Origin of the sequence: Streptomyces johnsoniae, from assembly GCF_031845565.1 — a bacterium.
GTDB classification, from domain to species: domain Bacteria; phylum Actinomycetota; class Actinomycetes; order Streptomycetales; family Streptomycetaceae; genus Streptomyces; species Streptomyces johnsoniae.
The window spans coordinates 25,424-38,660 of sequence record NZ_JAVREV010000030.1; the positions used below are offsets into that span (position 1 = coordinate 25,424).

Here is a 13,237-nt window from a genome sequence, read left to right on the forward strand (position 1 = left end):
TGCGGCCGCCCGGTCGTCAGTCCAGCGGGGTCGACGCCAGCAGGCGCGCGGCGACCTCCTGGCCGATCGGGAGGCAGGCCGTGGCGGCCGGGGACGGGGCGTTCAGCACATGGACCGTGTGCGGCCCCTCGGCGAACTCGAAATCGTCCGCCAGCGTGCCGTCCGGCAGCACCGCCTGGGCGCGGACGCCCGCCCGGTCGGGCAGCAGGTCGTCCTCCGTGATCTCGGGCAGCAGGCGGCGCACGGCGGCGGCGAAGGCGCGCCGGGAGAGCGAACGGTGCATCTCGCCCGCGCCGTAGCGCCAGTGCCGCCGCGCCATGCGCCACACGCCGGGGTACGCGACCGTGTCCGCGAGCTCGCGCGCCTGCACCGTGCGCCAGTCGTAGCCCTCGCGCGCCAGCGCGGGCACCGCGTTCGGCCCGATGTGGACCTCACCGTCGGGTCCCGCCGTCAGATGCACGCCGAGGAAGGGGAACGCGGGGTCGGGCACCGGGTACACCAACCCCCGCACCAGCCAGGCCCGTTCGGGCCGCAGCCGGTAGAACTCCCCGCGGAACGGCACGATCCGCAGGCCCGGCTCGTCCCCCGCGAGGCGCGCGATCCGGTCGCTGTGCAGACCGGCGCAGTTGACCAGGGCGCGCGCCCGCAGCACCTCGCCGCGCGCCGTCCGTACGGCGACCCCGCGGCCCAGGCGCCGGTCGACGGCGACCACCTCGGCGTTCGTCCGCAGCGTGACCAGCCGGGCCAGCTCCCTTGCCACGGCGGCGAAGTCGCACTGCCCGGTGGACTCCACCCGCAGCGCCGCGATACCGCGCACCGCCGGCTCGTGCTGGAGGATCTGCGCCGTGCCGAGCTCCCGCACGGGCACCCCGTTGCGGCGGGCGCGCTGCGCCAACTCGTGCAGCCGGGGCAGCTCCGAGGGCTCGGTGGCGACGATCAGCTTGCCCGGCACCGCATGCGGAATGCCGTGCTCCGCACAGAACTTGAGCAGCTCGGCCGCCCCGCGCACCGCGAAGCGCGCCTTGCGCGACCCGGGCCGGTAGTACACACCGCTGTGGATGACGCCGCTGTTGCGCCCGGTCTGGTGGCGGCCGGGCGCCGGCTCCTTCTCCAGCACCGTCACCCGCAGACCGGGCCGGGCTGCGCGCAGCGCATGGGCGGTGGACAGGCCGACGATGCCGCCGCCGATCACGAGCACATCGCAGTCGTACCCTGCCAGTGTCATGTGTCACATCATGCCGGAGCGGTCAGGAGCGGGCGGGCCTGCTCCTGAAGCTCTTTGACCAGCGGCTCGTCTCCGTAGGGCGCGAGACGGAGCAGCAGGTTGCGCACGTAGTCCGTCGTGCGCGCCGAGGAGATGCGCCCCGCGACCTCCACGGCGCGCGCCCCCGCGGCGCAGGCGGCGTCCAGATTGCCCTCCTCAAGCTCGGCGACCGCGGCCACGATGAGGCGCAGCCCATGGGAACGGACGAACTCCTCGGTCGGCTCCGACAGCGCCTTCTCGGTGAAGCGCCGCACCTGGCCCGGCACGCCGAGGTCGATGTAGCACTCGGCGGCGTCGGCGGCGAGCCGGTTGTACGAGTAGAAGTCGAGCCAGCCGGGATCGCCGTCGCCGTCCCGGGAACGTTCGAGCCAGCCCTCCGCGGCGTTCAGCGCGGACTCGCAGCCGGCCGTGTCGCCCGCCTTGGCCAGGGCGCGGGCCTCGACCAGCTTGAAGAAGCTCATGGTGCGGGCCGTGGCCAGCGAGCGGTTGCGCTCCAGGGCGGCCTGGGCTAAGTCCACGCCCTCCTCGGCGAAGCCGCGGTAGATGGCCTGGAGCGACATGGACGCCAGCACGTACCCGCCGAGCGGCACGTCCGCGGCGGCCCGCGCCAGCCGCAGGGCCTGGATGTAGTAGCGCTGCGCGGCCTCCTGCTGGCCGGTGTCGAACGCCATCCAGCCGGCCAGCCGGGTCAGCTCCCCGGTGGCCCGGAACAGGGAACGGCCGACCTCGTCGCTGTAACTTCCCAGCAGCAGCGGGGCGGCGTCCGTCCGCAGGCACTCGGGCACCATCGAGGAACGCCAGTCCCCGCCGCCGTACTTGGAGTCCCAGCGGCGCGCCTCCTCCGCGGCCTCGCGCAGCTTGGAGACATCGGAGTGCCCGACGCGGCCGAAGCCGCCCTCCTTCGGCGGCGCGGGCGCCTGCCGCGCGACCGAGGCGTCCGCCGGGCTTATCAGCCAGCGCGACACGGGCATGGCGTAGGCGGTGACCGCGAACGAGCCCGCGAGCGTCTGCCAGATGCCCTTGCCGGGGGCGACATCAAGCCGGTACAGCTCGGTGGCCGAGTCCACCGCCCCCGGCACGTCGCGCGTGAAGGCCAGGCCCACTTCGGGGGCCGGGTCGGTGTCGGCGAGCCCGATCTCGTGCAGCGGCACGGGACGGCCGAGCTTGCTGCTGATGGCGGCGGCGATCAGGTGAGGCGCGGAGCCCTGCGGCACCATGCCCTTGGTCACCCACCTGGCAACCGACGTCTTGTCATATCTCAGTGTCAATCCCCGCTGTGCGCCGAGGTCGTTGACCCGGCGGGCGAGTCCGGCATTGCTGATTCCCGCAAGAGCGAGAACCGCACCTAGCTTCTCGTTCGGCCCGCGTGGCTCCTTGGACATGCGCGCACCCCTGACACACCAACGGCAGCCCTGCGACCAGCACAGGGCTTTCCGTACCTCCACCAACCCAGCGTAGTTCGGCGCCTGCTGACGGTTAAGGGGGTGAATCCCGGATGGCGGATTTATGACCGTACATGCGTACGAGCGCTTCCCCGATCCGGGATTGTGCTCCGGGCATGTGGCCGTGCGCCCGGCCGTGCGCTCTGGGCAGTGCCGGGCCCGGCCGCTTCGATGGGAACCGCGTGGGTCGGCCCGCTGTCCTGATGGATACGGCGGGCCGGGGGAAGCCGCCGTCTCATTCCCCGCGGACGGCGGCCTGGTCCGGGAGGCGGCCAGCGTCTCCCGGACCACAGACCTTCTGCCCCGGGGCAGCCGCGCCATGAGCTGTTCCTCGGCCAGACTTTGGCCAAAAAACGCCGGTTTTCTGCACGTCGTCCCTTCAGCCCCAGGAAACTCGGCCGGCACACCGGGTAGTTCGCCACGCGGGCGAACTACTCCCCCGTCATGCCCCGTTCCCGCCGGTCCCGTGGCAGCATGGGCCTGTCAGCACACACCCAGGCGGCGGTCCGTGGTTTCTCAGTGGGGAGGCGGCGATGCGGTGGTTGGTCGGGTGGGCCGGGGCCGCTGCCAGCGCTGCCCGAGAAATCCAGCCCCTGGGCGCCCATCTCCTGTGGGAGGGCCCCGATCCCCTGTGGGCCGTCGGCGACTGGCGGCCGGACGAGATCCGGCTCGTCTACGCCGACGGTGACACGCACCTCGCCGTGTTCGGCTACTGCGGCGCCGATGACGAAACGCTCCGCCGCTCCCTGGTGGCCGCCCGCGCCGGCGCCCTGCGCCAGCTGACCACCTGGCCCGGCAGCTACACCGCCGTCGCCCGCTTCGGCCGCCGCACCGTCATCCCCGCCGACCTGGCGGGCACCCGGCCGGTGTTCCACACCGCATGGGCCGGCGGCACCGCGTACGCCACCGCGGCACTGCCGCTGGCCGACCTCACCGAGGCCCAGCTCGACGTCGCCCACCTCGCCGCCCGACTCGCCTGCCCCGAAGCGCCGGAGGCCGTCGGCGACGGCACCCCCTACCGCGGCGTCCGCCGCGTCCCGCCCGGCCACGCCCTGCGGCTGCGCGAGGGCGGCAGCCGCGACGTCCTCGGCTACGAGCCCACCGCGCCGCTCGTCGTCGCCGCGCCACCCGTCGAGCGCGAGGCCGCCGTGGCCGGCGTCCGCGACGCCCTCGTCGAAGCCGTCCGCACCCGCCTCGCCGCCCCCCGGCACGCCCCCGCGCGCGACGCGGGCCCCGTTCCCGGCATGGGCCCCGCCGACCGCCGCGCCGCCCGCGTCGGGCCGGAGCCCGCCCCCGGCGTCGGCGCCGACCTCTCCGGCGGCAGCGCCTCCGCGACCCTCGCCCTGCTCGCCGCCGGACTGCCCGGCATGCCCGGCACCGTCTACGGCACGGGCGCCACCCTCGCCGGGGAACGGCTGCTCGCCGTCACGTTCAACGACCTGACCGCCGCGGGCACCGCCGCCGGCGGAGCGGGCGCGGCCGAGCTCGACCGCGCCCGGATCATCGCCGAGAACCCGCGCCTGCACCACGTCGTCGTCGCCGCGGGCGAGGAGGCGCTGCCCTACGCCGAGCTGGAGAACGGGCCGCTCACCGACGAGCCGGGTCCCGCCCTGGTCACCGCGGCACGCCACCGCCACCGGCTCGCCGCGGGCAGCGCCGACCACCTCACCGGCCACGGCGCCCGCCAGGTCCTCGACGCCCACCCGGCCCGCCTCGCCGACCTGCTCCTGGACCGCAGGCGCCGCCACCTCCTGCGGCCCGTCACGGCGCTGGCCAAGGCCAGCGGCGGCGGCAGCCGCGCGATGCGGGTGCCGTTCACCGTCTACCGCGCCGCCCGCCGCCTCGCCCGCACCTCCTACCCCGAGGGCCTGGCCGGCGCCGCCGTCCTGCTGCGCGGCCCCATCGACGAGACCGCCCCGACCGACGGCGCGCTCGGCGCCTCCCTGGCCGCGCTGTCCTGGTGCCGGCCAGGACCCGCGGCCCGCTGGCTCACCGGGGAGGCCCTGGCCGAGGTGTCGATCCGCCTCGAAGCCGTCGCCGCCCGCCCCCGAGGCGGCGCCACCACCGGCCGCCCCGGCGAGCAGCTGGCCCGCGCCGTCCTCGCCAGACACGCCGCGGACCACCGCGTCTTCGAACAGGCCGCGGAGGTCCGCCACCAGCGGCTGCACGCCCCGTTCTACGACAATCAGGTCGTGCGCGCCTGCCAGGCGCTCCCGGAGAGCCTCCGCGTGCAGCCCGGCGCGCGCGCCGAGGTACTGCGGACCGTCCTCGACGGCGCCGGCGTCCGCGGCCTGCCGCCCGGCTGGGGCGCCACCACCCACGGCTCGCACACCGACTCGGTGCGGTCCGGACTGCGCGCCTACGTCAGCGATATCGTCGGCCTGTTCGACGCACCGCTGCTCGCCGACGCCGGGCTCATCGAGGCCCGCGTCGTCCGCAAGGCCGTCCGCGCCGCCGCCCAGGGCGAGCTGCTGCCGCTGGACGGCCTGGCCGAGCTGGTCTCCACCGAGATCTGGCTCCGCCGCCTCCTCACCCGCCGCGGGTCCTGCTGGACCGCCGAGGGCAACCGCGACCCGCGGGCCGTCACCAGCGGCGTCAGCCCCTGAGCCGGGCCGGCGATCGCGAACGGAGCGGAAGCCACCGCGCGGGTCGTCGGGCTGCGGCGGAGGGCCTGGGCAGGTAGTGCTGAAGGCATGCCCTGCCCGTGGCCCGGCCCGTGGCCGGACCCCTGCCTCGCGCGTGGGTGCCTATGCGAGGCGGCAGGCGTTGACACTGATGAGGTGGGACAGCCATGGAGACAGCGGACGTGATCGTGGTGGGCGCGGGCCCAGCCGGGCTGTTCGTGGCCGCGGACCTGGCGGAGGCCGGTTTCGACGTCGCGGTCCTGGACCGGCGCGGACCGGAGCAGTCCAACCTCACCAGGGCGTTCGTCGTCGGGCCACGCACACTGGAACAGTTCGACGCCCGCGGAATCGCCGACGAACTGGTGGCGACCGGCAGCCGGCTCACGTCGATGCGGCTGTATCGCCGGCTCTGGATCGACTTCGCGCCCATGCCGACCCGATTCCCCTACCAGCTGATCACACCGCAGTACGAGACGGAGGCCGTTCTCCGCGCTCGGGCGATCCGCGCCGGCGTCCGGTTCGCGTGGCGGACGGAGGTCACCGGCCTGTCCCAGGACGACGCCCGGGTCCGGATCACGACGGCGTCCGGCCAGCGGTGGCGGGCGAGCTACCTGGTCGGCGCCGACGGCAGCCACTCGACGGTCCGCGAAGCGGTGGGCGAGGCGTTCCCCGGCAGGGTCGCGGTGCGGTCGATGATGCTCGCCGACGTGCGCTTCACCGCCCCCCCGGACGCGGTCCTGCGCTCCGACGCGAACCGCAGCGGCTTCGCCTTCCACGTGCCCTTCGGCGACGGCTGGCACCGCGTGATCGCCTGGAATCGCGCCGACGACCGCCCGGCCGGTGCACCGCTCGATCCCGAGGATGTGAGCACGATGCTCCGCCGGGTCTTCGGCACCGACTACGGCATGCACGAAACGCGCTGGCTGTCCCGGTTTCGCGCCGATGAACGGCAAGTCGCCCGCTACCGCATCGGCCGCGTGTTCCTGGTCGGCGACGCCGCGCACGTACACACCCCCGCGGGCGCGCAGGGCATGAACACCGGCCTGCAGGACGCCGCCAACCTCGGCTGGCGGCTCGCCGCCGGCCTCCACGGCCACGCCGGGCCAGAAGTACTCGACGGCTACCAGCGCGAACGGCACCCCGTCGCGGCCCGCGTCATCCGCGGCAGCGGCGACCTGATGCGGGCCGCGCTCACGGCATCGCCCTGGCTGCGGGCCCTGCGTCTGGCCAGGCTGGGCGGGTTGTCCGGCCGGTGGCCGGCCCCGAAGCCGGTCGCCGCCGCCGTCGCGGGCATCGGCATCCGCTACCCCGCCCCGCCCGGCGCACATCCAGCCGTCGGCCGCCGCGTTCCCGACCTGCCTCTGACCGGACGGGGACGGCTGTACGCCGCACTGCGCGGCGGCCGGTTCGTCCTCGTCAGCAAGGGGGGACGGCGGGCCGGACGCCACCCCTGGCGCGGCCCGGTCACCGAGGTCGTCTCCGCCACCCGGCTCGAAGCCGACCTTCTGGTCCGGCCCGACGGCCACCTCGCCTGGGCAGCCCCGCCTGATCGGGCCGCCACGACCTAGCCCTGTCCTGCCGATCTTGCCGGGCCCGCGACGCCAGCTACGGCACTCCCCCAGCCGCCAGGCTGGGGGAGCCGCGGGCTGATCCGACAAGATCGACAGGATAGGACAGGACCTAGCAGAAAATCTCCGACTCCGCCCAGTTCGCCAGTGCCGCCGCGCCAAGCACGCCCTGCGGCTCCACCACCAGCCGCAGCGTGCGCACGCCCGCCAGCGGAACGTTCAACGGCACGGCCGCCTCCCGCCCGGCGACCACCTCGGAGCGCCACAGCTCCTCCTCGTCGCCCTCCACGCGGAACACCGCCGCGCCGATGCCGTGCGTCAGATCGTCCAGGCCGACCCGTGCCTCGTAGGCGAGACACGAACGGTTCAGATCGATCGTGACCGACGAACGTGCCTGAACGGTGATCCCGTGCGAGAACGCTTCCCCATTGATGCTCACTTCGTCGCGCTGCCAGATCGGACTGCTGCCCACCAGCCGCACCGCCGGGTCCTCCCCGTTCCCCGTCACGTCGTAGGCCAGCTCCCGTAACTCGAACGGCTCGGCCGGCGGCTCCGGCTCGGGCTCCGGCTCCGGCTCCGCGGGGGACGGCGGCACGGGCGTCGGGGCCGGCTCCGGCTCCGCAGGGGGCGACGGCTCGGGCTCGGGCGCCGGCTCCTCCGGCGAAGGACTCGGCTCGGGCCCGGGCAGCTCCCGGGCCTCAGGCTCCGGCCCGGGAACGGGAACGGGAACGGGAACGGGAACGGGATCAGGCCCCGGGTCGGGCGGCGCGGGCTCCCGCGGCGCCGGATCGGCCGGCCTCTCGTCCGGCGGAGCCACGGCCTGCGGATCGTCGTCCGGCTCACCGCCCATCAACGCGAACGCGAGGGCCGCCGCCACCGCCGTGGCCATCACCCCCGAGGCGATCCCCGCCTTCACCGGGGCGCCGAGCCCCTCGGACGCCGCGCCACCGCCCGCGCCGCCGGCCGCCGCGGCGGAACCGGCCGCCCCGACGCCCGCCGTGCCCATCAGGAACCCGACGCCCTTCGCCGAGGACTCCGCCGCGAACCAGCCGATCACCGCCACCGGCAGCACCACACCGATGTGCGTGTTCAGGTCCTGCACCTCGGACGCCGCCGTCGCGCACTTCGCGCACTCCGCCAGGTGCTTCCGCAGCCCCCGCTCCGCGCGCATCCGCAACCCGCCCCTGGTGTACGCCCCGAGCCGGTCCGCGTACCGGCCGCACTCCCCGCCGTCCCGCAGCGCCCGGCTCACGTGCTCCTGGAGGAACGCCTGCCGCAGCCCCTCCCGCGCCCGGTGCGCGAGCACCGCCGTCGCGTTCGGCGTGAGCCCGAGCAGCGGCGCCACCTCGCGCGGCGACGCCTCTTCCACCGCCGTGTGCCACAGCACCGTCTGCCAGCGCTCCGGCAGGCTGCGGAACGCGCGCACCGCCATCGAACGCTCCGCCGCGCGCATCGCCCGCACGTCCGCGCCCGGATCATGCGCGCCCCCACCAGAACGCACCACCGCGGCGGCCGACACCGCGAACGCCGCGAAGTCCTCCACCAGCTGCTCGCGCCTGGCCGTGCGCGCCCAGTCGGCGGCCACCCGGCGCACCGACGTCAACAGGTAGGCCCGCACGGCCGTTTCCGGGCCCGCGCCCGCGCGCACGGCCTGCAAGGTGGCCGCGAACACCTCGTTCGTCAGGTCGTCGGCCGTGTCCGCGTCCCGGCAGCACGTCCGCGCGTACCGGCGCACGGCGTCCGCATGGCGCCGGTACAGCTCGTCGTACGCCTCGGAATGGCCACGACGCATCCGCTCGACCAGCTCCAGATCCGCGGCCTCCCCCGCCTCCCCGGCCCTGACGCGCTGCCGCGGCACCAAGGACTCGTCGGAGCCGCCGTCCTGCCCCTCAACTCCCATAGACCGAAGCCCTCGTTAGCCCTCGTTAGCCCTCGTTGTACATCGGTGTCAGCGACGAGGGTCAGGCTGCCACACGAATGGCCCACGACCACGGCAGTTCGACCAGAACCACTCGTCCGAGGGGCGCCGAGGGCGCGACGTCACCGCCGCGTCACCGCCGCGTCAACGCCCCCCGGCCCGCAGCCCCTGCAACAGCAGCTGCAACAGGCGGGACTCCGCCGCCGTCTGCCGCGCCGCATCGTCGAACCTCGGCGGCGTCGTGGCTATCACCAGCATCAGATCGGCCACCGTCACGTCCGCCCGCAGCTCCCCCGCCGCACGCGTCCGCTCCACCAGCTCACCGACGACGGAGAGCAACTCCCGTGTCCCGGCCCGCCCGTCCTCGGCCGCCGCCGCACCGCGCTGCTGCGGCACCCGCCCCCACGACCCCGCCGGGTGGCCGCCCGCCGGTGCCTGCTCCGCCAGCAGCTCGGGCGGCAGCAGTCGCCCCGCTCCCGAGGCGGCGGACCGCTCCACGAAACCCGCCAGCGCACTCCACGGCTCACCGTCCCAAGCCAGCGCCTCCAGCGCCCGGTCCGTCAGCCGCCGCGTCTCCTCGGCGGCGATGTGCTGCACCAGCGCCTCCTTGTTCGGAAAACGGCGGTAGACCGTGCCCACACCGACCCGCGCCCGGCGCGCGACTTCCTCCATCGGCGCGCCATAGCCCTGCTCGCCGAACACATCCCGCGCCGCACTCAGCACATGCCGCAGATTGCGCTGCGCATCGACCCGCAAAGACCCCTGCGCTTTTGTCCCGGCACTTCCGGCACTCCCGGCACGCCCTTCGGCATGGCTCCGCTTCACCGAGGAGGGCATATCCGCGCCGTCCCCGGACCCTTTGATCCGCATATTCATTTCCCCCGGTGTTGCGGACGCCCCCCGAAAAGACGCGCCGCTGGTGTCGAGTACGAACATAGTTGAGGGCACTGACAGTGAGAAGGAGCCCGTGTGGCCCGCACCGTGCCCGCCCCGGCGCCCCGTTCGGAGCAGCACGCCGTCCAGCCTGTGGACAAACGGCGTCCCGGAGGTGCCTTATGGACGGGTGACGAAGCAACCCGCGCACATCGTGGTGGCCGGCGGCGGCTACGTCGGTCTGTACACCGCACACCGCCTCCAGCGCAGACTCAGGCGTGAGCTGGGGCGCGGCACCGTCCGGATCACCGTGATCAGCCCCGAGCCGTACATGACCTACCAGCCCTTCCTTCCCGAGGCCGCGGCCGGGTCCATCTCTCCCCGGCACGTTGTCGTCCCCCTCCGCCGCGTGCTCGCCAAGTGCCGTTTCGTGCCAGGCGCGGTCACCGCCGTGGACACCGAAGGGCACACCGTCTCCGTGCGGACGGTGGCCGGCGAGGAAGCCGGTGGCGAACCGCTCCGGATCGCTTACGACGAGTTGGTGCTCGCTCCCGGTTCCATCTCGCGCACGCTCCCCGTCCCCGGTCTGGCGGAGCACGGTATCGGCTTCAAAACCGTCGAGGAGGCCATCGGCCTGCGCAACCACGTCCTCGAACAGCTCGACATCGCCTCGTCCACCCGCGACTCCGCGGTCCGTTCCGCCGCGCTGACCTTCGTTTTCGTCGGTGGCGGCTACGCCGGCGTCGAGGCTCTGGCGGAGCTGGAGGACATGGGACGTTACGCGTGCCGTTACTACCACAACATCCGCCCGGAGGAGCAGAAGTGGATGCTGGTCGAGGCAACGGACCGCATTCTTCCCGAGGTGGGTGAGGAGATGGGCAGATACGCCCAGCGGGAGCTGCGCGGGCGCAACATCGACATACGCCTCGGCACCCGTCTCGAATCCTGCGAGGACCGCACCGCCGTCCTCAGCGACGGCTCCCGGCACCCGGCCCGCACTCTCGTCTGGACCGCCGGCGTGAAGCCGCATCCGGTCCTCGCCGCCTGCGGCGTCCCCCTCGACGACCGGGGCCGGGTCCGCTGCACGACGACCCTGCGCGTCGAGGGCGTCGACCACGTCTGGAGCGCGGGCGACGCCGCGGCCGTGCCCGACCTCACCGCGCCGCCCGCCGACCCGCCGGCCCTGTGCGCCCCCAACGCGCAGCACGCCGTACGCCAGGCCCGCCGCCTCGCCGACAACATCGCGGCCGCCGTCCGCGGCCGCCCGGCCGCCGACTACCGGCACCGCAACGCCGGCTCCGTCGCCTCACTCGGACTGCACAAGGGGGTGGCGCGCATCTACGGCAGAAGACTGAAGGGCTTCCCCGCCTGGCTGCTGCACCGCGCGTATCACCTCAGCCGCGTGCCGACGTTCAATCGAAAGGCGCGCGTACTCGCGGAATGGACCCTTGCGGGATTGTTCAGACGTGAGATCGTCTCACTCGGCTCTCTCGAACATCCACGTGCCGAGTTCGAGCTGGCGGCGGGATCACGGCGCCACCCCGAAGACACATGACCGCGGCCCGGCATGTGACCATGGGTGGGCAGCCGCTCGGCGAAGCGTAGACGCGGAAACACTTACGACGTAACCAGAGACATAGAGACCAGAACGATTCGGATCGGAACGCTGTGAATTTGACGCGCTGGGGTATCCGGCTGCCCGGAACACAGCGGCGCCACGCCGCCGCCACCGATCGCGGCCGGGCCGAGGAGCCCGGCGGCGTGCCGGCGGCCCGCTCGGGCGAACACCAGGAGCCCGCGTCGAGGCGGCCCGCCGGCGGCCGGGGCGTAGACGCGCTCGCGGTGCACGAGCTGCTCGGCCACGTCCAGGCGCCCGTCGCCGTCGTGTGCGGCTCCGACCACCGCGTCGCCTATGTCAACGACGCCTACGCGGCACTCTTCGGCCCGCGAACGCCGGGCGAGCCCGCCCGCGAGGCCCTCACCGAGCTGGTGAGCATCGGCCTGCTGCCCCTCATGGACCAGGTCCAGCGCAGCGGCACCCCGCGCACCCTGAAGTCCCGCAGCGTCCCCTCCGCCGTCCCCGGCGGCGGCCGCGACACCTACTTCACCTTCACCTGCACCCCCGTCGAGCTGGCCGGCGCCGGCGGCAAGCCCGCGCAGCGCGGCGTGCTCGTCTTCGCCGCCGACGTCACCGACCAGGTCGTCGCCGCGGAACGGCTGCGCGAGAGCGAGAGCCAGCAGCGCGCCGCCGCGGTCACCCTCCAGCGCAGCCTGCTGCCGCAGCGCCTGGAGCAGCCGGACGACCTGCGCGTCGCCGCCACTTACCAGCCCGGCGGCCTGGACGCCGCGGTCGGCGGCGACTGGTACGACGTGATCACCCTCGGCGCGGGGCGCACGGCGGTGGTGATCGGCGACGTCATGGGCCGGGGCGTGCGCGCCGCGGCGGTCATGGGCCAGCTGCGCACCGCCGTCCGCGCCTACGCGCGCCTCGACCTCCCGCCGCACGAAGTGCTGCAACTGCTCGACGGGCTGGCCATCGACATCGACTCCACCCAGATCGCGACGTGCCTGTACGCGGTCTACGACCCCAACGAGGGCACGCTCACCCACGCCTCGGCGGGCCACCTGCCCATCTTCATCAGGAACGCCGACGGAACGGTCGACCGGGTCCCGGAGCCCACCGGCCCGCCGCTGGGCACCGGCGGCTGGGTGCACGCCTCCGGCACCGTTCCGTTCGGCCCCGGTTCGACGGCGGTGCTGTGCACCGACGGCCTCGTGGAACGGCGCGACGCGGACATCGACGAAGGGCTCGACGCGCTGGAGCGCGCCATGGGCGGCGCGGCCGACAGCCCGCAGATCCTGTGCGACCGGCTGCTGCGCGCCCTCGGCATCACCGAGGAGCACGACGACGACGTGGCCGTGCTGGTCCTGTCCTGCCCCGAGCGCCACGGAGAGGAGGCCGACTTGTTCCGCGGGGCGGCCCTCGACCTCCTCGGCGGCATCGAGGCGGCCCCGCGGGCACGGGCGTTCGCCGACGGTGTGCTGGCGAGCTGGCGGTTCCCCGAGGAGCTGCGGGAGCTCGGGGTGCTGGCGGCGAGCGAGCTGGTCGCCAACTCGCTGAAGCACGGCCGCGCCCCCATGGGCCTGCGCCTGCGCCGCACCGACCGCCGTCTCATCGTCGAAGTGACGGACGGCGACGAGCATCTGCCCCGCCGCCAGCAGGCCCGGCCGGCCGACGAGGCGGGCCGCGGCATCGCCGTGGTCGCCACCATCGCGGCCGAGTGGGGCGCCCGCCGCCTCCCCGAGGGCGGCAAGGCCGTGTGGGCGGAGTTCGCCCTCCCGGGCTCAAGTTGACGGCCCTGGGCGTGGCGCGTAATGTTGCCCGAGCGCTCTTGAAGAGTGCGCACTCCACTACTGCTTGGAGCCCGCGAGGGTCTATTTCGGCTTGCCCGGAATGGGGTCTCAGGAGCCGGATTTGGAATTCGGCGGGGATTGCTTCTAGAGTGGTGGACACAGCGAAGGGAAGCGCCCGGAGGGTCCTGAGAGGG

8 protein-coding genes are annotated in these 13,237 nt (G+C 74.2%); 4 read left to right on the forward strand and 4 right to left on the reverse strand.

Translation table 11 applies throughout. The features are described from left to right. Positions 1–16: 16 nt before the first annotated feature. Positions 17–1,225, reverse strand: a complete 1,209-nt coding sequence (gene lhgO / locus RM779_RS32635) for an L-2-hydroxyglutarate oxidase (protein ID WP_394813447.1) — start codon at positions 1,223–1,225, stop codon at positions 17–19. A gap of 8 nt (positions 1,226–1,233) precedes the next feature. Next, positions 1,234–2,646 (reverse strand): MFS transporter, encoded by a 1,413-nt coding sequence (locus RM779_RS32640; protein WP_311621417.1) that lies wholly within the window; start codon positions 2,644–2,646, stop codon positions 1,234–1,236. Positions 2,647–3,239: 593 nt separating this feature from the next. Between RM779_RS32640 and RM779_RS32645 the strand changes: the two genes are divergently transcribed. After that, a complete protein-coding gene (locus RM779_RS32645) occupies positions 3,240–5,312 on the forward strand; it encodes an asparagine synthase-related protein (RefSeq protein WP_311621418.1) in 2,073 nt (690 codons plus the stop codon). Positions 5,313–5,497: 185 nt separating this feature from the next. After that, entirely contained in the window at positions 5,498–6,898 is a 1,401-nt protein-coding gene (locus RM779_RS32650) for an FAD-dependent oxidoreductase (RefSeq protein ID WP_311621419.1), read from the forward strand. Between the two features lie 112 nt (positions 6,899–7,010). Here RM779_RS32650 and RM779_RS32655 read toward each other — a convergent pair whose 3' ends face one another. Together RM779_RS32655 and RM779_RS32660 are read right to left on the reverse strand one after the other, a co-directional pair. Further along, the gene (locus RM779_RS32655) at positions 7,011–8,798 is read right to left on the reverse strand and encodes a sigma-70 family RNA polymerase sigma factor (RefSeq protein WP_311621420.1); all 1,788 of its coding nucleotides are present in this window, start codon (positions 8,796–8,798) and stop codon (positions 7,011–7,013) included. Positions 8,799–8,960: 162 nt separating this feature from the next. Continuing rightward, positions 8,961–9,653: a TetR/AcrR family transcriptional regulator gene (locus RM779_RS32660; protein WP_311621427.1), complete on the reverse strand. Its 693-nt coding sequence runs from the start codon at positions 9,651–9,653 to the stop codon at positions 8,961–8,963. 226 nt (positions 9,654–9,879) lie between these two features. Between RM779_RS32660 and RM779_RS32665 the strand changes: the two genes are divergently transcribed. Continuing rightward, complete coding sequence (locus RM779_RS32665; RefSeq protein ID WP_311621421.1) at positions 9,880–11,244, forward strand: NAD(P)/FAD-dependent oxidoreductase; 1,365 nt, start codon at positions 9,880–9,882, stop codon at positions 11,242–11,244. 113 nt (positions 11,245–11,357) lie between these two features. Next, the gene (locus tag RM779_RS32670; RefSeq protein ID WP_311621422.1) at positions 11,358–13,043 is read left to right on the forward strand and encodes an ATP-binding SpoIIE family protein phosphatase; all 1,686 of its coding nucleotides are present in this window, start codon (positions 11,358–11,360) and stop codon (positions 13,041–13,043) included. The last annotated feature ends 194 nt before the right edge of the window (positions 13,044–13,237 follow it).